We start from the raw sequence: 19,995 nt of genomic DNA, 5'->3' as shown, positions 1-19,995 counted from the left end.
ATTTCAATCATGTTTACAGGTATTGTCGCCGCGATTGGCAAAATTACTTCCGTTAAACCGCTTGGCGCTGGCGCCGATGCAGGAGTCCGGCTGGTCGTCGATGCCGGCGGCCTGCCGCTTGCCGATGTTGCGCTGGGCGATTCTATTTCATTGAACGGCGCTTGCATGACCGTGGTTGAAAAGACTGCCGGCAGCTTTGAAGTTGACGTTTCGCGTGAAAGCCTGAACCGCACTGTCGGCCTCGATGCAGTCGGCGAGATTAATCTGGAAAAGGCCCTGACCCTGGCGGACCGCCTTGGCGGCCACTTGGTTTCCGGTCACGTCGATGGTTTGGGACAGGTGCAGAAATTTGAACCGGTCGGCGAATCCTGGGAGCTGGTGATCAAGGCTTCGCGCGATCTGGCCAAGTACTTTGCCTACAAAGGTTCGATCGTGGTCAACGGCGTTTCGCTGACGGTCAATCGTGTCGAAGACGTTGCCGATGGTTGCCTGTTTTCGATCAACCTGATTCCGCATACGATCGAAGTGACCGCGTTGAAGCATCTGCAGGCCGGCAAGCAAGTCAATCTGGAAGTGGATCTGATTGCACGTTATGTCGAACGGATGCTGAGCGCTGGCCAAGGCATTGCGTAAAGCACAAGTGACCATCGACGCCTGCACGTACAGACCATTTTTGCACGACGGAATCCGGATATGAACAAGACTTCTACAATCGCTCCTCAATTGCTGCTGGCCTTGATTGCGATCATTTCGTGGTTTGCAATTGTCGCGCAATTTTCCATTTCAATTCCCTTGTTGCTGGCAAAGGGAATGACGTATGGGGAAGCGGTCTGGCGCATGTTCGGCTATCTGACAATCCTGACCAATGTCCTGATCGCCGTATGCTGCACGGTGCTCTTGTCGACCCCGGATTCGGCGCTCGGCCAATTTTTTTCCCGGCCAGGGGTACTGACCGCACTGGCGCTTTACATCATCATCGTCGGCCTGGGGTACAACATCCTGCTGCGCAATCATGCGCCGTTTACCGGCTTGCATTGGCTTTCGGATGAGGGGTTGCATTCTGCTGTGCCGCTGTTGTTTACGCTGTTCTGGCTGCTGTATGTGGCGAAGGATGACTTACAGGTAAAAGACAGTCTATTGTGGCTGATTTATCCGCTGGCGTATTTCGTTGTGGCGATGATAAGGGGCGGCACTTCGGGGTTTTATCCTTACCCGTTTCTCAACGTGACCAACCTGGGTTATGCGCGCGTCATGGCCAATGCCTTCATGCTGTTGATCGGGTTTTTCGTGATTGCGCTGTCGATGGTTGCCATTGCCAAAGTCAGGCGCAAGGAATTGAGCGTCGAGTAGCCTTCAGTCGCTTATCTGCTGTACCGAAAAAGCTACAATCGCCGGGAAATCGTCCGTGGCGATACATGTTGTTACACGCCTTACGACTTCTACGTGGCAAGGCGAGCGAAAGTTGAGTTAAATGGAGTCATGACCAATTCATTCAACCAACCGAGAACTGCCATGAAAAATTCCATGCGCGTTACCCTGCTTGGCCTGCTGACTGCCGCCGGCCTGATGATGTCGGCCGGCCCGGCGATGGCTGCCCGTGTCGGCGTAGCGGTGAATATCGGTGTGCCTGGCTATTACCCGCCGCCGCCAGTGTATTATCCACCTGCACCTGTGTACTATGCTCCCGCACCTGTGTACGTACGTCCGGCGCCTGTCGTGGTGTACGGTGCGCCAGGTTATTATCCACCTGCATTCTATGGCCGGCCTGCATATTGGCATGGGCGTGGATGGTATGGGCATGGCGAGCGCTATCACGGCTGGCATCGTTAAGAATGCAGTGACTGAGTCGGATGCCGCGTTCCCTGCCGGTTTTCGACTTGGCGTGACCAAAAAGATACACAGTATATTTCACTGTATGGATATACAGTAGTTGTGGTACAGTGCAATTCCCTTCAACGAGATTGGAATTGCTGCCATGACGAACTTGGATATTACCTCCGGCTCCCGCTTTGGTATGGAGTCTACCCCCTCCTCAATCATGATGCGTTTCGGCAAGCGTGAACTGTTCATTTGTCGCGATTTCTACAAACGTCTCTACAGAAGTAATCCCCTGATCGAATGCAATGCTGGCATCCAGGCAGGTCATTTGGAAATCTTGTTGTTTCGCAAATGGCTGGTGGTGATGTCGAAAGCGCATTGAAAATGGCTGCGCGCTTTGTCCTTCCGGGATGAATTGTGGAATTGAAACAATTGCTCTAGCCGCTCACATGGCGCGATTATCCCGCACCTGTTAAATTTGTTGCCGAAGCTGACTCGCAGATTGTCAGCGCGACAAATATAACAAAGACCGGGAGACGCATTGTGAGTGATGAGTTTGACTTTGTGGTCGTTGGTGGTGGTTCGGGTGGCAGTGTGATGGCTGGCCGTCTAACAGAGGATCCGGAAATTTCCGTATGTCTGCTGGAGGCCGGCGGTGGTGGTGATAGCTGGGCGGTGAAAATGCCGGTTGGCGCCCTTGCCATGGTGCCAACCAAGCTCAACAACTGGGCTTTCGAGACTGTGCCGCAAGCAGGACTCAACGGCCGTCGAGGTTATCAGCCGCGCGGCAAGACGCTGGGTGGATCGTCGGCGATCAATGCGATGGTTTATATTCGCGGGCACCGCTCGGATTATGACCATTGGGCAGAGCTTGGCAACAGCGGCTGGTCTTTCGACGAGGTGCTGCCTTATTTCAAAAAGTCTGAACACAACGAGCAATTCTCCAATGCCTGGCATGGCCAGGATGGTCCGCTATGGGTCAGCGACCTGCGCACCGATAACCCGATCCATCAGCAATACCTGGAAGCCGCGCGCCAGGCCGGTTATCCCCTTACATCCGATTTCAACGCCGAGCAGCAGGAAGGGCTCGGCGTCTACCAGGTCACGCAAAAGGATGGCGAGCGCTGGAGCGCCGCGCGTGGCTATCTGCTGCCGCACTTGGGACAACGCAGCAACCTGCATGTGGAAACCGGTGCTTATGCTGAACGCATCGTCATTGAGCAGGGGCGGGCGGTCGGCGTCGAGGTCCGGCAAGGCGGCCAGTTGCGCGTGCTGCGGGCGCGGCGCGAAGTGATTCTTGCGGCCGGCGCATTCCAGTCGCCGCAATTGCTGATGTTGTCGGGAATCGGCGATGGCGTGGAGCTGCGTAAGTTGGGAATCCAGGTGCGCCATCATTTGCCTGGCGTCGGCAAGAATTTGCAGGACCATCCGGATTTTGTGTTTTGCCACAAATCCGACAGCCTGGATACTTTCGGCATTTCGGCCAGCGGTTCGCTGCGCATGTTTAAAGAGCTGCAGCGATTCCGCAATGAACGGCGCGGCATGCTCACGAGCAATTTCGCCGAATGCGGCGGTTTCCTGAAAACCCGGGCGGACTTGCCGGCGCCGAATCTGCAATTGCATTTCGTCATGGCTTGCGTTGAGAATCACGCCCGCAAGCTGCATGTCGGGCACGGCTTTTCCTGTCACGTTTGCTTGTTGCGGCCCAAGAGCGTGGGCGATGTTCGCTTGCGTAATACCAATCCGCAGGACGCGCCATTGATCGATCCGAAATTCCTCGACGATCCGCAGGATCTGGAAGACATGGTGGACGCGTTCAAGATGACCCGCAAATTACTTGATGCGCCGGCGCTGGCTGCCTACAGCAAGCGCGACATTCGCACAGCGGCTGTGCAATCGGATGAGGAGATCAGAGCCTTGCTGCGCAGCTACGTCGATACGGTTTACCATCCAATCGGCACTTGCAAAATGGGCGTCGACCAGGCCGCCGTAGTGGATCCGACCTTGCGCGTGATCGGCATGCAGGGTTTGCGGATTGTCGATGCTTCAATTATGCCGACCCTGATCGGCGGTAATACCAACGCACCCGTCATCATGATTGCCGAGAAGGCGGTCGACTTTATTCGCCAAGGACGTTGATGTTCCAATCGTCGCTAGTCGATTACTCTTATTGGATCTTGTTTGAAACCAGGTGACACAACTCTGTTCACCCCGCGCCTGAGCATTGAGCCGCTGGTTGCCGCGCACGCCGAAATACTGTTTCCGCATTTTTGCGATCCGGAGCTGTATGCGTTCATTCCCCAGCAGGCGCCGGAATCGTTGTCATATCTGACGCAGCGTTACCGTCGCCTGGAAAGTCGTTCGTCGCCGGATGGTTCTGAAATTTGGTTGAACTGGGCGGTGCGGCTTACCGGCAGCGATGATTATGTGGGGTATGCCCAGGCCGGCGTTGAGGCGGACGGGCAGGCGATGCTCGCGTATTTCGTCTTCACTCCGTACCAGCGGCAAGGCTACGCGGCGGAAATGTGTCAGCGGGTCAGGGATCATTTGATCTCTGTTTTTGCGGTGCGCTCGGTTTATGCCCTGATCGACACGCGCAACCAGGCATCTATTGCGCTGGTGGAAAAATTGGGATTCAAGCGCGAGGCGTTTTTGCCCAATGCGGATTATTTCAAAGATGCCAACAGCGACGAATATCGTTATCGCTACGCGAAAAGCGGGTAGTCGCACAAGTCGTATCGATGCTTGTTGGTGCAAAACAACGCTATGTTGCGGCGCATGATGACGGTTAACGTGTTTTGGCTCAGTATCGGTCCACGCAAAAAAGAGTCCATCTCTCTAGAGGTGAGGAGACAAGGAAAGCCCGCATCGTTAAAGATAGCGGGCTTTTTATATTTTAAGATCGGATTGGCAAACCAGATAACTGGCAGTGATATTCATGAAACGTATATAAGGAATCAGAAATAAGAATTGGCAATGGTTGACGTATTTTTATATGCTGCAATGCATCAACACTGCTTATCTATTCGGAGTCCTGTCCATGAACATCATCCAAATCCTGCCGCTCCTCGCCGTCGCCGCTGCTTTCGCACTGCGTTTCTATCTGTCGAAGAAAATCGGCGCGCCGAAGTAAATCGCGACCAATGCATCGGGGCGTTTAGGCTCCGGGGCGCAACGGCAATCAACAAAAGGCAAGATTCCCTAGAGGAATCCTGCCTTTTGTCATTTCTGCTTCTGATATCGCAAATTTGGATGCGGCCGAATCGTCGCGCATGTCAGTCTAGTGTTAACCATTAATGAAGCGATGAAGCGCCTTTCACAGACTGTACGCCACATCTGCCAGCGTAATGTCAGCCTGCCAGGTTAGTGATGCGTTCAGATAGCAATCAATATATAATATTATATAATGTTAAATTATATAATATAGAAGGCGTATTTCAAATCAAGCCATGAAACCCAAAACCGTACTGGACATAGGACTCATGCGCGCTGCGGCCAAAGACGCGACAGCTGCGTTGCGTGCACTTGCTAATGAAGATCGCCTGCTCCTGCTATGTCAGATCAGCCAGGGAGAGAAATCGGTCAGTGAACTGGAAAATATGCTGGAAATACGCCAACCCACGCTGTCGCAGCAGCTTGGAGTACTGCGTGCGGATGGCTTGGTCAATACCCGGCGCGACGGCAAGCGAATCTATTACACGGTCGCCGATCCTAAAATCCTGTCACTGCTGAAGAGCTTGTATGAGCTGTATTGCCCTGATGAACATGGAGGAATGTCATGCTGATTGATTGGGCGCATTTTACGCCGCTGGCCTCGTTGGGCGGAGGGCTGCTCATTGGTGCGGCGGTAGCGCTGTTCATCTTGTTCAATGGCCGCATCGCCGGTATCAGCGGCATCGTCGGCGGCTTGCTGCGGCCTTCGCGCGTGGATGTGGCTTGGCGCCTTGCCTTTGTCATCGGCTTGGTGTCGGTGCCACTGTTGTACCGGATTTTTGCCGCATTGCCGGAGAGCCGTATCGATGCCGGATGGGGCGTGCTGGTTGTGGCCGGTTTGCTGGTTGGCGTAGGGACTCGCTACGGTTCCGGTTGCACCAGCGGCCATGGGATATGCGGCATGTCGCGATTGTCGCCCCGCTCGTTGGCAGCAACGCTGTCCTTCATGGCAAGTGGTTTCCTGACTGTTTTTGTCGTGCGTCATTTGCTGGGAGCATGAGCCATGCTTAATTTCTTGTTTGCGCTGGTCGCCGGCTTGGTTTTTGGCCTCGGCCTGATTGTCGCCGGCATGGCCAATCCAGCCAAGGTCATTGGATTCCTGGATCTGGCGGGCAACTGGGATCCGTCCTTGGTATTTGTGATGGCTGGCGCGATTGCTGTCGCCGCGCCGACGTTTGCATTCGCCAAAAAACGCCAGCGCTCGATGCTGAACCTGCAGATGCAATTTCCGGCGGCTCGACATATTGATCGTCGTCTGGTTGGCGGCAGCCTGTTGTTTGGCATTGGCTGGGGATTGGCTGGCATCTGTCCCGGCCCGGCACTGGTATTACTGGGCTCGGGATTAGTGAAGGGATGGGTATTTGTTGTGGCGATGTTGTGTGGAATGGCGATGTTTGAGTTGCTGGATCGTCCCAAGCGCCAGCGTCACTGAAGTGAACGGTCGATCCCTTCTCCCGGATGGGCGGCATGCCTTAAAGAACGACGTAAACGCAAAAAAAGCCCATCAATCGACGGGCTTTTTAATTTTGCAAAATAACTATCAAATAATTAAATCTAAGTATTTGATTTTATTGAATTCTTTGGGGTGGCTGACGGGACTCGAACCCGCGACAACAGGAATCACAATCCTGGACTCTACCAACTGAGCTACAGCCACCATTGCCTGACTACTGCAAATACTGTCATGCTTGTTCCGCACTAGGACAGCTCGCTATTATACAAAGTAACCCGCCAGCTGGCAAATTAAATAATGCCTAATCATGAGATAGCTGCGGGCTGGGTTATTGTTGCAACTTGATGGACCGCCGGATTCAGCTGCAGCAGGCTGTTGAACGCAATTATTAGCGTCGTTTGGCTGCCTGTGGTGAAGGCGGTCACGTTGCCCTGCCGTTGTGGACTTTGCAACAGCGCGTTGTCGCTCAACACTCTTGTCAATTGACGGCATACGGCATCCCCGGTATCGATAATGGCGACCGGGCTTGTGGTGAGGCCGCTGACGACTTCTTCAATTAATGGCCGCACGAATGGATAGTGGGTACAGCCTAGCACCAGGGTATCTGCGCCTTGCGCGATCAAGGGGGCGATATAGCCTCGTAGGAGCTGCGCGGTTTGAGGAGAGCGCAACTCGCCTTTTTCGATTTGATCAACCAGGCCGACGCAAGCCTGCAGTTCGAAATGCACCCCACTGGCGGCACTGATCTGCTGTTGCAGGCTGAGCAGGCGGGCGCTGAGCAGGGTGGCTTTGGTGGCCAGTACGCCGACGATCTTGCTATGGCTTTGCGCAGCCGCCGGCTTGAGTCCGGGTTCGATGCCGATCACCGGCAAATCCGGATAGGCGCTGCGTATCGCTTTGATGGCGGCGGTGGTGGCTGTATTGCATGCGACGACCAAGGCCTTGACGCCACGCTGCAGTAGAAATTCTGTCACCGCCAGCGAGCGTGCGGAAATTTCTGTTTCGGACCTATCGCCGTATGGCGCGTAAGCGGAATCGGCAAAATATAAAAGATCTTCGTGTGGCAGATTCTGGTGAATATGCCGCAGCACCGACAAACCGCCGATGCCGGAATCAAAAATGCCGATGGGCGCAACGTGCGCCATCGGCATATTCCCAGTGTTGCTGGTCATGGATGAGCTAGATCAGATGGTGGTCACGGGAATTTTCGATAACGCAGCGTGCGCAATCTTTTCCTGCCATTCCTTCGGCCCGGTGTTGTGCACCGAGATGCCGTTGGAATCGACAGCCACCGTTACCGGCATGTCCTTGACGTCGAACTCGTAGATTGCTTCCATGCCGAGATCGGCAAAGCCGAGCACCTGCGCCGACTTGATCGCCTTCGACACCAGGTAAGCGGCGCCACCAACCGCCATCAGGTAAGCAGACTTGTGCTTCTTGATCGATTCGATGGCCACAGGGCCGCGTTCCGATTTGCCGATCATGGAGATCAGGCCGGTTTGCTCCAGCATCATGTCGGTGAATTTGTCCATGCGGGTTGCGGTCGTCGGGCCGGCCGGACCAACCACTTCGTCGCGTACCGGATCGACCGGACCAACGTAGTAGATCACGCGGTTGGTGAAATCGACCGGCAGCTTTTCGCCCTTGGCCAGCATTTCCTGAATCCGCTTGTGCGCAGCGTCGCGGCCGGTCAGCATCTTGCCGTTCAACAGCAGGGTCTGGCCTGGTTTCCACGATGCCACTTCTTCCTTGGTCAGCGTGTTGAGGTCGACCCGTTTCGATTTCTCGGTGTCCGGCACCCAATGTACTTCCGGCCATTCCGACAGCGATGGCGGTTCCATGAAGGCTGGGCCGGAACCATCGAGCACAAAGTGGCCGTGACGGGTTGCTGCGCAGTTCGGGATCATCGCCACCGGCTTCGATGCCGCGTGCGTCGGATGCATCATGATCTTGACGTCGAGCACGGTGGTCAGGCCGCCCAGGCCTTGCGCGCCGATGCCCAGTGCATTGACCTTCTCGAACAATTCAATACGCAGTTCCTCAGTCTTGTTTTGCGGGCCGCGCTTGAGCAGGTCGTACATGTCGATATCTTCCATCAACACTTGCTTGGCCATCAGCATCGCGCGTTCGGCGGTGCCGCCGATACCGATGCCGAGCATGCCCGGCGGGCACCAGCCTGCGCCCATCGTTGGTACTGTCTTCATGACCCAGTCAACCAGCGAATCGGAAGGATTGAGCATGACGAACTTGGTCTTGTTTTCAGAACCACCGCCCTTGGCAGCGATCTGCACGTCCACTGTATTGCCTGGCACCAGTTCCATGTGCACCACGGCTGGTGTGTTGTCCTTGGTGTTCTTGCGTTCGAATTGCGGATCGGCCACGATCGAGGCACGCAGCATGTTGTCCGGATTCAGGTAACCGCGACGTACGCCTTCATTGACTGCATCGGTGATCGAACCTTTGAAGCCTTCGAAGCGCACGTTCATGCCGATCTTCAGGAACACGTTGACGATGCCGGTGTCCTGGCAGATCGGCCGCTTGCCTTCGGCGCACATGCGCGAGTTGGTCAGGATCTGCGCGATCGCGTCCTTGGCCGCAGGATTCTGTTCCTGCTCGTAGGCGCGGGCCAGATGCTGGATGTAGTCGACCGGATGGTAATAGCTGATGTACTGGAGCGCAGCGGCTACCGACTCGATGAGATCTTCTTGCTTGACGGTGGTGATGGTGGTCATGGCGTTTCTCGGTAAGAAAACTTGGTAAAAAAATCTTGGTAAGAAATTACAACATTCAAACTGCAGGAAAATAATTGATGCGGCTGGCCCGATTAATGCGCGCCGTTGGCCTCGTTCTGGGTCGCCGTCATGATGCGATCGCACCAGGCAATCGCCAGCGCCGACAGCAGGAAAGTAATGTGGATTCCGGTTTGCGCCATCAAGGTCTTGGCGTCGTAGGCGCCGGCATTGATGAAGGTCTTCAGCAGATGGATAGACGAGATGCCGATGATCGCCATCGCCAGCTTGACCTTCAACACCGATGCATTCACGTGCGATAGCCATTCCGGCTGGTCCGGATGGGTCTCCAGGTTCATGCGCGAGACAAACGTTTCGTAGCCGCCGACGATCACCATGATCAACAGGTTGGAGATCATCACCACGTCGATCAGCCCCAGCACTACCAGCATGATCGTGGCTTCGGTCAGTTTGGTCGGGCGCGTTGCGCCTTCGATGGTGACTACGTCCAGGATATGCGCCAGCGACGATGAATTGCCGAACGCAGCGCCAATCAGATCGGTCAGTTCAACCCAGAAATGGAATACGTAAACGCACTGCGCCAGGATCAGGCCGAGGTAGAGCGGCAATTGCAACCAGCGGCTCATGAAGATCAGATTCGGTACCACGCCTATCGTTTTTTTCGACGCAGGGGAGGGAATATTGCTCATTGGTATTGTTGGAGAGGAATAAGGCGTCGCTATTTTACACTTCTTGCGCCGTTTTCATGGATTGCGGCCAACTGGCCACGGCAATTCCGCTCAGCACCAACACCAGCGCCGCGAAATGTCCCCAGCTGACGCTCTCATGCAAAAACACCACGCCGATGAACGCCGCCGCCAGTGGCATCAGGGCGGTGAAGATGCCGGCGACATTGGCTTGCACATGCTTGGTGCCGGTCAACCAAAGCCAGAATGCGATGACGCTGGCGGCCAAGGCATACCAGACGATCAGGGCCCACATGCCGGCCGTGACCTGGCTGAAATCGTAAGATAGCGCAGCAGTCAAGCCAAACGGCAACATCAGCAGCAAACCGAACAGATGGCTATAGGCGGTGATGCGCATCGGCGACAGGGTTTGCGTCAAGCGTTTGGACAACACCACATAGGTGGCCTCGCATACCACCGCCGCCATCACGAACAGGTTGCCGATCAGCGAGGTGTCGCCGCCATTGGTCTTGCTGAGATTGAGCACGGCAATGCCGGCAATGGCCAGCAGGATCGATGCCAGCGTGCGCGGCTCCAGTCTTTCCTTGAGAATCAGGCGCGACAGGATCGCCACCGCCGCCGGTAGGGTGCTGGTAATCACGCCGGCGGCAGTAGCCGTAGTGTGCTGTACGCCGTACAGCATGCACAGCGTAAATAAGAACGTGCCGAAGAAAGCCTGGCCGAACAGCGTCAGCCATTCATGGCGCTCCAGGCGCGGCGCCGCCTTGAAGAATTGCGGCGCCATCACGATCACCGCGATCACGAAGCGCAGCAAGCCGAACACCACCACCGGCATCACGGCGATGATGGCCTTGCCGAAGCCGATATTGGCGCCGACCAGCATCATGGCCAGGGCGAGGTAGATATAGGATCTTGTGGGACGCATGCGATGTCGTATTGGGCTGAATGTGCGATGATAGCCGATTGAGGTGGGCTTGGCCGGACGAGCAGGCGATCTCGGCCAAATCAGAGCATGTAAGACTGAAGTAAGTGTGAAAGATTATCTTTAGCCGCAACTATTAAAAGCAGGAGACAGCATGGCCAACATCGAAACATTTTCGCAGGAAACCCGCGTTTTTCCTCCACCCGCAGAATTTTCCAGGACTGCAGCAATCTCCGGCATGGACGCCTATCGCGCTCTGGTCGCCGAGGCAGAGCAGGATTATGAGGGTTTCTGGGGCCGCTTGGCGCGCGAAAACCTGCAATGGCACAAGCCATTCACCAAGGTGCTGGATGAATCCAATGCGCCATTCTACAAATGGTTCGACGACGGCAAGCTGAACGTCTCCTACAACTGTCTTGACGTCAACTTGCAGAACGGCAATGCCGACAAGGTCGCGATCATCTTTGAAACCGACAGTGGCGATGTCAGCAAGATCACCTATCAGGAACTGCACAAGCGGGTCTGTCAGTTCGCCAATGGACTGAAATCGCGTGGTATCAAGAAGGGCGACCGAGTGGTCATCTACATGCCGATGTCGGTTGAGGGCGTGGTCGCAATGCAAGCCTGCGCACGTATCGGCGCTACCCATTCAGTGGTCTTCGGCGGCTTCTCCGCCAAGTCGTTGCAGGAACGCATCATCGATGCCGGCGCCGTCGCCGTATTGACTGCCGACGAGCAGGCGCGCGGCGGCAAACGCCTGCCGCTGAAATCGATTGTCGATGAAGCGCTGGCCCTGGGCGGCTGCGACAGCATCAAGGACGTGGTGGTCTACAAGCGCACAGGCGGCGATGTGAATTTTGTCGCCGGCCGCGATATCTGGCTGCACGACCTGGTTGCCAATCAGGCCGAGACGTGCGAGCCGGAATGGGTCGATGCCGAACATCCGCTGTTCATTCTCTACACCTCCGGTTCGACCGGTACGCCAAAGGGCGTGCAGCACTCCTCCGGCGGTTATCTGCTGTGGGCGGCGCTGACCATGAAGTGGGTCTTCGACATCAAGCCTGACGACGTCTACTGGTGCACCGCCGATATCGGTTGGATTACCGGGCACACCTATATAGCGTACGGCCCGACCGCGGTTGGCGCTACCCAGGTCATTTTCGAAGGCATCCCGACCTTCCCGAATGCCGGCCGTTTCTGGGACATGATCCAACGGCACAAGGCAACGATTTTCTACACCGCGCCGACCGCGATCCGTTCATTGATCAAAGCCGCCGACGCCGACAAGAATATCCATCCGTCCCAATATGATCTGTCCTCACTGCGCCTGCTGGGCACGGTCGGCGAGCCGATCAATCCGGAAGCCTGGATGTGGTATCACAAGCATATCGGCCAGGAGCGCTGCCCGATTGTCGACACCTTCTGGCAAACCGAAACCGGCGGCCACATGATCTCGCCGCTGCCGGGCGCAACGCCGCTGGTGCCGGGTTCATGCACGCTGCCATTGCCGGGCATCCAGGCGGTAATCGTCGATGAAGCTGGGCACGAGTTGCCGGACGGCCACGGCGGTATCCTGGTCGTCAAACGTCCATGGCCATCGATGATTCGCGCCATCTGGAACAATCCGGAACGTTTCAAGAGCGCTTATTTTCCACCCGAGTTCGATGGCAAGCTGTACCTTGCCGGCGACGGCGCGATTCGCAACAAGGATACCGGCTATTTCACCATCACCGGCCGCATCGACGATGTGCTCAATGTTTCCGGCCATCGCATGGGCACCATGGAAATCGAATCCGCGCTGGTCGCCAACCCCATCGTCGCCGAAGCCGCAGTGGTCGGCAAGCCGGACGACACCACAGGTGAGGCCATCTGCGCCTTCGTGGTCCTCAAACGCAGCCGCCCGACCGGCGACGAAGCGAAACAGATCGCCAAGGAATTGCGTGATTGGGTTGCCAAGGAAATCGGCCCGATTGCCAAGCCGAAGGAAATCCGTTTCGGCGACAACCTGCCGAAAACCCGTTCCGGCAAGATCATGCGTCGCCTGCTGCGCGTGTTGGCCAAGGGTGAGGAAATCACCCAGGATGTCTCGACATTGGAAAATCCAGCGATCCTGGAGCAGCTCAAGGAAGCGCAATAGGCTTGTTCAGATGTTGCACGTTGATGGAAGTTGCGGGTTAAATCCGCAATTTTCCGATCAAATGCTTGAGAATGGATGGCGTAAAACAGAAATTTCTATTTCTTCCCGATTTGTTGCTATAATACGCGGCTTCGCGAAAATCAAATTGAGCGAAACGCAGTTGTAGTTGCAGGAGAGATGGATGAGTGGTTGAAGTCGCACGCCTGGAAAGCGTGTATAGGTTAATAGCCTATCGGGGGTTCGAATCCCCCTCTCTCCGCCAAGAATACAAGTCATTGAAATTAAATGATTTTTCAAGAAAAGCCGCCTTCGTTTTGGGCGGCTTTTTTTGGCCAATTTGAGGATGTTTTTCCATTTCTAGATCGTCGCTGGAGTCATTGATCCAGGCGGTTCGGACTGCGAAAAATCGCGATAGGGAACGTCCGAATTACTTAGCCAGTAATGCTGGCCCAGCAACGTAGAAGCAGTTCTCACAACTGTTGTCTTTATTGAAAATCCTGTAGCATCGGAATAATTAACGCTTTCGTCGCGTAGAGGCGTTTCCTTTGATTGTGGTAGTGATGTTATCTATTTTTTAAAAATAAAAACATTCGAATTTTTAAAGAGAGTCAGTAGAGAAGATGAATTTTTTTTATAAGACAATAGATAAAATTGGATTGCGTAATATCGACTTAAATAATAAAAATACATTTAAATATTTCTGCCTTATTTCCCCGATTTTTTTTGGTCTCGTTTCCCTGTTTTTAGGTGCAGATACGAACTGGGATTTGCAGAATTACCATATATACAATGCGTTTTCTCTGCTGAATAACAAATTGCATATGGATTTGGCAGCTGCGGGCATGCAGACATATTTCAATCCCGTACTCGATGTCCCCTACTATCTGATGACCTTATATTTACCGGCGCCATTGGTCGGTTTTATTATGGGGGCGATACACGGTATCAATTTTGTATTACTGGCTGCTGTATGTTACAAGGCCTTGCCGCATCTGCCGAAAGACGATCGTTTTCGGATTCCACTTCTCCTCACCATATTCGGCTGTCTCTCGGCGAATTTTCTGTCGGAAATCGGCAGCACGATGGGGGACGACACCACATCCATTTTCGTTCTGGCATCGCTGCTTGTTATTTTAAATAGCTGGAATAAGCTTTTTGGCAGCGGCGTTCGTCCAGCCTTGATTGCAATATCGGCGGGCCTATGCGTCGGCCTTGGTGCCGGCTTAAAGTTGACGAATGTTATCTATGCCGTGGCGTTGTGCGTGAGTTTCCTTGTTGTGCCGGTCGGTTTGGCGGCGCGTTTTCGCGTGGCATTCCTTTTTGGTATCGGCGTACTGGTTGGCATGGCGCTCACAGGCGGATATTGGCTGTATGAGATGTGGCGTACGTTCGGCAATCCGTTGTTCCCGCAGTTCAGCGCTTTCTTTACGAATCCGTTGACACAAGCCGTCGCGGTGGTTGATGTCGTGTTTCGACCAAAAAATGGCGTTGAAACGGCATTCTGGCCGTTCGTGTTTTCATGGAGTCCGCCGAGAGCAGCGCAGTTGCCCGGCCTGCGTCAAATTATTTGGCCGGTTGCGTACGTCATCTTCTTTTATTGGGTCGTAATGGCATTCGTGAAAAATAAGAAGCCAGCTAATCCGGCCGCCAAAGATGGCCTGCAACCCTTTTCAAAATATCTCATTGCTGTGGTTGTGGTGGGATATGTAATCTGGATGAAGCTCTTCAGTATCCAGCGCTATCTGGTGCCGATCGAGGTATGCCTTCCATTGGTGACGTTTATTCTCTTGACGCAGCTAACGCATTATCAGAGAGCGCGTCAGATCGCCATATGGGTCCTTGCCATATCGTCGGCGATTGTGGTTCTTGGAGGAGTGCGCACCTGGGGACACGCATCGTGGTCGGAAAAAATGTTTCGGGTAGATTTGCCACCGCTTGATGCCCCAGAAAAAACGACTGTCATCCAGGCTGGCGGTGACCCGCCTTTTGCATGGATTGCGGCGCAATTCCCGGCTAGCGTCGCTTTCGCCCAAGTGCAGGGTAGCTTCCCGGAAGCGATGCCGGCATATGGCAATCGAATCCATGACATGGTGAGCGAACGTGGCGGCCCGGTTTTCGCTATTGTCCAGGGGACGAATCAGTCCAGCCGGATAGAGCAGGTCGCCAGACTGCGGGAAACTGCATCCGATCTGGGAATAACATCAAGCGAAAGAGGCTGCGCTGCGCTTCAATGGGCAACTGTGCGCTTTAAGCTTCATGCATCGATAACTGTTTTGGATCACCCCGTCGGAGAAGCAAAGTGCTCTATTAACGTGCTGCCCTCTGACATTGTGGATGTCGACGGCAAGAACAAGGCGTTTGTCGCCATCGCGGCAAAGCAACTGGCAATATATGGCTATGCAGTCGACTATGCCGACTGCAAACCCTATTCGGCATATATCGGCAAGGACAAGTCTCCCTACCAGTGGTGCCGACTATCCCGGTCTGAATAATTCTGACCGCACTTCGAAATCCGTATTACTGATTGGCATAAAACGCCGCAAGCCATGTATTCACACGGCTTGCGGCGTTATGTATTTCGTCTGAAATATACGGTGGTGCCGGAGAGAGGAGTCGAACCCCCGACCTCTTCATTACGAATGAATTGCTCTACCAACTGAGCTACACCGGCACTGCTCCTGCAAGAAATATATGCAAAAGCACAAAACTGATTTTAGCAGCAATCAATCTGAAAATTAATTCACTTTAACTTCAATGTGTTGCCTGCTTGATATCCGCGATGCGTTCCGGGCGGCAGCGGTAGATTTCTCGGTAGGCGGCGAGGCGTGGCAGTAATGCGGCGTGGCGTTGTGGGTTGGGGGTGAAGGCTTCGCGTTGCGGTGGTTTGGCGCAGATGATGGCTTCCTGATTGGGCTGGTTGTTGGTTGCCAGCCAGGCCAGGCGTGCGGCGCCAAGGGCGCCGCCGGTTTCGCTGCCGATGTGGGTGACCATGCGGACGTTGAGGGCGTCGGCGATGAGTTGGGCCCAGTAGGGGCTGCGGGAGCCGCCGCCTACCAGCGACAGTTCCTTGACTTCGGTGCCGGCGGTGTGCAGCGCGGCGAGGCCGTCGGCCATGCCGAAGGTGACGCCTTCGATGACGGCGTAGCCGAGCGCGGCGCGGCCGTGGGCGTGCGACAGGCCGTGGAAGACGCCTTGGGCGTAGGGGTCGTTGTGCGGGGTGCGTTCGCCGGACAGGTAGGGCAGGAATAGCGGGGCGTTTTCGAGTGCTGTTGCGTCGAGCTCGGCGATTTCGCCGAGCAGTGTCGCTTCGTCGACGCTGACCAGGCGGCAGAACCAGCGCAGGCAGCTGGCGGCGGAGAGCATCACGCTCATCTGATGCCAGCGGCCGGGCAGGGCGTGGCAGAACGCGTGCACCGCTTGCGCGGGGTTGGGGCGGAAGCGGTCGTTGACGACGAACAGGACGCCGGAAGTGCCGAGCGAGACGAAGCCGTCACCGGGATTGACCGCGCCGATGCCTACTGCGCTGGCGGCGCCATCGCCGGCGCCGCCAGCGACGATCACTTCGGGCGACAGTCCCCAGGCGTCGGCCACCTCGGGCAACAGCATGCCGGAGGATTCACCGCCTTCGACCAGGCGCGGCATGTGTGAGCGATTCATTGCAGTGGCGGCCAGCAATTCATCCGACCAGTCGCGTTTGGCGACGTCGAGCCAGAGGGTGCCAGCGGCGTCGGAGGGTTCGGATACTTTGTTGCCGGTCATTTTCAGGCGCAGCCAGTCTTTCGGCAGCAGCACGGTGGCCATGGCGGCGAAGATGTTGGGTTCGTGATGCGCCAACCACAGCAGCTTGGGCGCGGTGAAGCCGGGCATGGCGAGATTGCCGGCGATCTGGTGCAGTTGCGGCGTGCGCTCGGTCAGTTCGGCGCATTCGTCGATGCTGCGTAAATCGTTCCACAGGATAGCCGGACGCAATACGCGCTCTTGCGCATCAAGCAGCACTGCGCCGTGCATCTGGCCGGACAGGCCGATGGCGCGCACTGCGCGAAATTGTTGCGGGACTTTGGCGCGCAGCTTGGCGATGGTTTCGCAGGTGGCTTGCCACCATTGGTCGGGGTCTTGTTCCGACCAGCGCGGTTGCGGGCGCGATACGGTCAGCGTGCTGCCGGCGTCGGCCAGCAGGTTGCCGGCCTGGTCGATCAGAACTACCTTGACTTCTGATGTGCCGAGGTCAATCCCAAGATACATAACCCCATCCTTTTTTTAATAGCTCCTCTATAAACCTACTGCGCACTCCCAATCTCTGTCCTGCGATGCTCGCTGTACGTCAGTACAGCTGCGCTTCTCGAACAGACCTTGGGAGCGCTCGCTACGGTTTCTAGAGGCGCCGGTGCTGTCTTAGTTTTTTTACTTAGTTATCTTCTTTTATCAGCCATTCTTGGGCCTTGATCAACGCCTCGCGCATCGGCAATTCCAGCTGCACGGTGCCGGCTAGTGTGCCCCATAAGGCGGGATCGGCGCAATAGGCGCGGACGGGGTCGGCTGATGCGAGCATGGCGCGGGTGGCGGCTTCGTCGAAGATGCCGTCTTGATACGCGTAGGGGAGTTCGTTGTTGGCCCAGCGTTGCAGGAACAGGAAGAACAGTGCCGGCAGCATCAGCGTTGCGTGCGGTACGACGCCGCGGGCAATGCATTCTTGCAGGGTCGGTACGATGAAGCCGGGGATTTTCGAGAAACCGTCGGCGGCTACGCGCTGGTTACTGTCCTGGATGTTCGGATTGCCGAAACGCTCTAGCACCGTGTCGCGATAATTTTCCAGGTTGAGCGGACTCGGCGTCAGGCAGGGGATGACGTCTTGCGTGACGTAGTCGAACGCCATTTGCCGGATATCGGGGCGGGCGCAGCCTTCGTGGATGTAGGTCAAGCCGACCAGCGTGCCGGCCCAGGCGATGCAGCTGTGGGTGGCGTTGAGGATGCGGATCTTGGCTTCTTCATACGGTAGCACCGAGTCCACCATTTCGACGCCGACTTTTTCCAGCGCTGGACGTCCGGCGGCGAAATTATCTTCGATCACCCACTGGATGAACGACTCCGCCATGAGCGCGCAAGGGTCGGCCTTGCCGCAGGCTTGTGCGACGCGTGCTCGTACTTCGTCGGTAGGGCGCGGCGTAATGCGATCGACCATCGAGTTAGGGCTGCGGGTATTGTTGATGACCCATTGCTGCAGGGCGGTTTCGCCGCGCAACGCCAGGAATTGCAGCAGGCCGTCGTGGAAGCGTTCGCCGTTGTGGCGCAGGTTGTCGCAGTTGAGCAGCGTCACCGGGCCGCCGTTGGCCGCTGCGCGGGCACGTAGGATGGCAGTGATGGTGCCGTAAATGGTATTCAGTTCGCCTTGCAGGTCGGCGGCCAGATCCGGATTGCTGGTGTCGAGTCGGTGGTGATGATCGAGGTAGTAGCCGCCTTCGGTGACCGTGAATGAAATCACCTTGGTGGCGGCACGGGCGCCAAACGCGGTCAGTTCCAGCAGCGATGCATCCCACGGCACGATGTGCTTGATCGAGCGGATCGTCTCGTAGTTGCGCACGCCGCCCGGCGTCACCGTTTCCAGCGTGTACGCGCCACCCTGGCGTTCCAGGGCATCGAGCAGCGGAGTCATGTCGTCGCGGATGTTGGCCAATGCCAGTGACCAGCCGCTTGCGCCGGTCTCTGCCAGATGATGCAGGTAAACTGCCTGGTGCGCACGGTGGAAAGAGCCGGCGCCGATGTGCAGCCAGATGTTATCGGATGCGGCGGTATCGGAGGAAGTGACTTGCATGGCGTGTCCTGAGTAAATAATGTTGATTTGGCCCGTGTCTATGCCGCTGCTGCACGCGCCGTTTCCCGGGCGCTGGCGGTGTGCGCGGTGCCTGCGGTATCGAGCCGGCGCAGCGCGCGGCCGTCGCCATCGAACAGATGGCAGCGTTGCGGGTCGGCCGAGACGCCGATGTCACTGCCGTGCGCTACCTGGACCGTGTCGGGTACGCGCAGCACCAGCGGTTCATCGGAGGCGTTCGAATCTGCATACAGATAGGAGAAATCGCCGAGCGCTTCGAGTACCGTGAACTTGGCCTTGAGTATCGGTGCGTGCTGATCGAGCAACAGGTGTTCGGCGCGGATGCCGATGCTGACCGCATCGCCGATCTTCAGGCTGCCGGCCTCGACCGCGACCTGTTGCCGGCCACCGTGCGCCAGTTCGACCAGTACGCCGTCAGCGGCGATGCCGGCTACCTTGCCATCGATGAAATTCATTTTCGGCGAGCCGATGAAGCCGGCAACGAAGCGATTGGCCGGATGATGATAGAGCTGTTGCGGTGAGCCGATTTGCTCGATGCGACCAGCGGACAGTACGACGATCTTGTCGGCCAGCGTCATCGCTTCGATCTGGTCGTGCGTGACGTAGATCATGGTGGTCTTGAGCTGATCATGCAGGCGAGAAAACTCAAGACGCATCTTGACCCGCAGCGCGGAATCCAGGTTGGACAAGGGTTCGTCGAACAGGAACACGCTCGGCTCGCGGGTGATGGCACGGCCGATGGCGACGCGTTGGCGTTGGCCGCCGGACAAGGCCTTCGGCTTGCGGTCCAGCAGGTGATCGATGTGCAAGGTCTTGGCCGCTTTCTGTACCGCAGCGTCGATCTCGGCTTTCGATTTGCCGGCAATTTTCAAGCCAAAGGCCATGTTGTCGTACAGCGTCATGTGCGGATACAGCGCGTAGGACTGGAACACCATCGCAATGCCGCGCTTGGCTGGCGGCACGTCGTTCATGCGGGTATCGCCGATGAACAGGTCGCCGCTGGTGATGTCTTCCAGGCCGGCGATCATGCGCAGCAGGGTGGATTTGCCGCAGCCGCTGGGGCCGACGAAGACGACGAATTCGCCATCGACGATGTCGAGGTTGATGTCGCGCATGACTTCATTGTCGTCGTAGCTCTTGACGAGATTTCTGATTTTTACGCCTGCCATGATGATCTCCTTCTGTTTTT

18 protein-coding genes and 3 tRNA genes are annotated in these 19,995 nt (G+C 56.2%); 12 read left to right on the top strand and 9 right to left on the bottom strand.

Annotated features, from left to right (window positions below):
- Nucleotides 1-9 precede the first annotated feature (9 nt).
- The 9 genes from CAter10_RS15915 (at nt 10) to CAter10_RS15870 (ending at nt 6,463) form a co-directional block, all read left to right on the top strand.
- Nucleotides 10-633 (top strand): riboflavin synthase, encoded by a 624-nt coding sequence (locus CAter10_RS15915; protein ID WP_061534176.1) that lies wholly within the window; start codon nt 10-12, stop codon nt 631-633.
- A gap of 60 nt (nt 634-693) precedes the next feature.
- On the top strand, nt 694-1,350 hold the full coding sequence (locus CAter10_RS15910; protein WP_061534175.1) for a Pr6Pr family membrane protein: 657 nt from the start codon (nt 694-696) through the stop codon (nt 1,348-1,350).
- Nucleotides 1,351-1,512: 162 nt separating this feature from the next.
- Entirely contained in the window at nt 1,513-1,830 is a 318-nt protein-coding gene (locus tag CAter10_RS15905; protein ID WP_231879004.1) for a hypothetical protein, read from the top strand.
- A gap of 145 nt (nt 1,831-1,975) precedes the next feature.
- The gene (locus CAter10_RS15900) at nt 1,976-2,200 is read left to right on the top strand and encodes a hypothetical protein (protein WP_061534174.1); all 225 of its coding nucleotides are present in this window, start codon (nt 1,976-1,978) and stop codon (nt 2,198-2,200) included.
- A gap of 161 nt (nt 2,201-2,361) precedes the next feature.
- Nucleotides 2,362-3,957 carry a GMC family oxidoreductase gene (locus tag CAter10_RS15895; RefSeq protein WP_061534173.1) on the top strand — a complete coding sequence of 532 codons (1,596 nt, stop codon included), beginning with the start codon at nt 2,362-2,364 and terminating at the stop codon, nt 3,955-3,957.
- Nucleotides 3,958-3,999: 42 nt separating this feature from the next.
- Nucleotides 4,000-4,542: a GNAT family N-acetyltransferase gene (locus CAter10_RS15890; RefSeq protein WP_164840459.1), complete on the top strand. Its 543-nt coding sequence runs from the start codon at nt 4,000-4,002 to the stop codon at nt 4,540-4,542.
- Between the two features lie 725 nt (nt 4,543-5,267).
- The gene (locus tag CAter10_RS15880; RefSeq protein ID WP_061534171.1) at nt 5,268-5,603 is read left to right on the top strand and encodes an ArsR/SmtB family transcription factor; all 336 of its coding nucleotides are present in this window, start codon (nt 5,268-5,270) and stop codon (nt 5,601-5,603) included.
- Entirely contained in the window at nt 5,597-6,031 is a 435-nt protein-coding gene (locus CAter10_RS15875; RefSeq protein ID WP_061534170.1) for a YeeE/YedE family protein, read from the top strand. The genes CAter10_RS15880 and CAter10_RS15875 overlap by 7 nt, the downstream gene beginning before the upstream one ends.
- 3 nt (nt 6,032-6,034) lie before the next feature.
- Nucleotides 6,035-6,463 (top strand): YeeE/YedE family protein, encoded by a 429-nt coding sequence (locus CAter10_RS15870; protein ID WP_061534169.1) that lies wholly within the window; start codon nt 6,035-6,037, stop codon nt 6,461-6,463.
- Nucleotides 6,464-6,612: 149 nt separating this feature from the next.
- Here CAter10_RS15870 and CAter10_RS15865 read toward each other — a convergent pair.
- The 5 genes from CAter10_RS15865 to CAter10_RS15845 form a co-directional block, all read right to left on the bottom strand.
- A tRNA-His gene (locus tag CAter10_RS15865) sits at nt 6,613-6,688 on the bottom strand.
- 101 nt (nt 6,689-6,789) lie between these two features.
- Entirely contained in the window at nt 6,790-7,656 is an 867-nt protein-coding gene (gene murI, locus CAter10_RS15860) for a glutamate racemase (protein ID WP_231879002.1), read from the bottom strand.
- 12 nt (nt 7,657-7,668) lie between these two features.
- Nucleotides 7,669-9,207 carry a fumarate hydratase gene (locus CAter10_RS15855; RefSeq protein WP_061535395.1) on the bottom strand — a complete coding sequence of 513 codons (1,539 nt, stop codon included), beginning with the start codon at nt 9,205-9,207 and terminating at the stop codon, nt 7,669-7,671.
- Nucleotides 9,208-9,308: 101 nt separating this feature from the next.
- On the bottom strand, nt 9,309-9,923 hold the full coding sequence (locus CAter10_RS15850; protein ID WP_061534167.1) for a YqhA family protein: 615 nt from the start codon (nt 9,921-9,923) through the stop codon (nt 9,309-9,311).
- Between the two features lie 34 nt (nt 9,924-9,957).
- A complete protein-coding gene (locus CAter10_RS15845) occupies nt 9,958-10,845 on the bottom strand; it encodes a DMT family transporter (RefSeq protein WP_061534166.1) in 888 nt (295 codons plus the stop codon).
- A 151-nt stretch (nt 10,846-10,996) separates the two neighbouring features.
- Between CAter10_RS15845 and acs the strand changes: the two genes are divergently transcribed.
- From acs to CAter10_RS15830, 3 genes are all read left to right on the top strand, one after another.
- Nucleotides 10,997-12,979: an acetate--CoA ligase gene (gene acs / locus CAter10_RS15840; RefSeq protein WP_061534165.1), complete on the top strand. Its 1,983-nt coding sequence runs from the start codon at nt 10,997-10,999 to the stop codon at nt 12,977-12,979.
- Nucleotides 12,980-13,150: 171 nt separating this feature from the next.
- Nucleotides 13,151-13,241 (top strand) — tRNA-Ser (locus CAter10_RS15835).
- 358 nt (nt 13,242-13,599) lie between these two features.
- The gene (locus tag CAter10_RS15830) at nt 13,600-15,471 is read left to right on the top strand and encodes a hypothetical protein (RefSeq protein ID WP_061534164.1); all 1,872 of its coding nucleotides are present in this window, start codon (nt 13,600-13,602) and stop codon (nt 15,469-15,471) included.
- Between the two features lie 103 nt (nt 15,472-15,574).
- Here the strand turns inward: CAter10_RS15830 and CAter10_RS15825 are convergent.
- From CAter10_RS15825 to ugpC, 4 genes are all read right to left on the bottom strand, one after another.
- A tRNA-Thr gene (locus CAter10_RS15825) sits at nt 15,575-15,650 on the bottom strand.
- A gap of 80 nt (nt 15,651-15,730) precedes the next feature.
- Complete coding sequence (xylB, locus tag CAter10_RS15820; protein ID WP_061534163.1) at nt 15,731-17,221, bottom strand: xylulokinase; 1,491 nt, start codon at nt 17,219-17,221, stop codon at nt 15,731-15,733.
- 163 nt (nt 17,222-17,384) lie between these two features.
- A complete protein-coding gene (dalD, locus tag CAter10_RS15815; RefSeq protein ID WP_061534162.1) occupies nt 17,385-18,788 on the bottom strand; it encodes a D-arabinitol 4-dehydrogenase in 1,404 nt (467 codons plus the stop codon).
- A gap of 38 nt (nt 18,789-18,826) precedes the next feature.
- Nucleotides 18,827-19,975 (bottom strand): sn-glycerol-3-phosphate ABC transporter ATP-binding protein UgpC, encoded by a 1,149-nt coding sequence (ugpC, locus tag CAter10_RS15810; protein ID WP_061535394.1) that lies wholly within the window; start codon nt 19,973-19,975, stop codon nt 18,827-18,829.
- Between the last annotated feature and the right edge of the window lie 20 nt (nt 19,976-19,995).

The sequence above is a fragment of the Collimonas arenae genome (assembly GCF_001584165.1).
Taxonomy (GTDB): domain Bacteria; phylum Pseudomonadota; class Gammaproteobacteria; order Burkholderiales; family Burkholderiaceae_D; genus Collimonas; species Collimonas arenae.
The sequence above is the reverse complement of the archived record's forward strand: the minus strand, read 5'-3'. Positions and strand labels throughout refer to the sequence as shown.

Bases quoted from the DNA above. Each gene is read 5' to 3' on its own strand.
- CAter10_RS15915 (WP_061534176.1), top strand. From the start codon at position 10: ATGTTTACAGGTATTGTCGCCGCGATTGGCAAAATTACTTCCGTTAAA.
- CAter10_RS15910 (WP_061534175.1), top strand. From the start codon at position 694: ATGAACAAGACTTCTACAATCGCTCCTCAATTGCTGCTGGCCTTGATT.
- CAter10_RS15905 (WP_231879004.1), top strand. From the start codon at position 1,513: ATGAAAAATTCCATGCGCGTTACCCTGCTTGGCCTGCTGACTGCCGCC.
- CAter10_RS15900 (WP_061534174.1), top strand. From the start codon at position 1,976: ATGACGAACTTGGATATTACCTCCGGCTCCCGCTTTGGTATGGAGTCT.
- CAter10_RS15880 (WP_061534171.1), top strand. From the start codon at position 5,268: ATGAAACCCAAAACCGTACTGGACATAGGACTCATGCGCGCTGCGGCC.
- CAter10_RS15875 (WP_061534170.1), top strand. From the start codon at position 5,597: ATGCTGATTGATTGGGCGCATTTTACGCCGCTGGCCTCGTTGGGCGGA.
- CAter10_RS15870 (WP_061534169.1), top strand. From the start codon at position 6,035: ATGCTTAATTTCTTGTTTGCGCTGGTCGCCGGCTTGGTTTTTGGCCTC.
- murI (WP_231879002.1), bottom strand. From the start codon at position 7,656: ATGACCAGCAACACTGGGAATATGCCGATGGCGCACGTTGCGCCCATC.
- CAter10_RS15850 (WP_061534167.1), bottom strand. From the start codon at position 9,923: ATGAGCAATATTCCCTCCCCTGCGTCGAAAAAAACGATAGGCGTGGTA.
- CAter10_RS15845 (WP_061534166.1), bottom strand. From the start codon at position 10,845: ATGCGTCCCACAAGATCCTATATCTACCTCGCCCTGGCCATGATGCTG.
- acs (WP_061534165.1), top strand. From the start codon at position 10,997: ATGGCCAACATCGAAACATTTTCGCAGGAAACCCGCGTTTTTCCTCCA.
- CAter10_RS15830 (WP_061534164.1), top strand. From the start codon at position 13,600: ATGAATTTTTTTTATAAGACAATAGATAAAATTGGATTGCGTAATATC.
- xylB (WP_061534163.1), bottom strand. From the start codon at position 17,221: ATGTATCTTGGGATTGACCTCGGCACATCAGAAGTCAAGGTAGTTCTG.
- dalD (WP_061534162.1), bottom strand. From the start codon at position 18,788: ATGCAAGTCACTTCCTCCGATACCGCCGCATCCGATAACATCTGGCTG.
- ugpC (WP_061535394.1), bottom strand. From the start codon at position 19,975: ATGGCAGGCGTAAAAATCAGAAATCTCGTCAAGAGCTACGACGACAAT.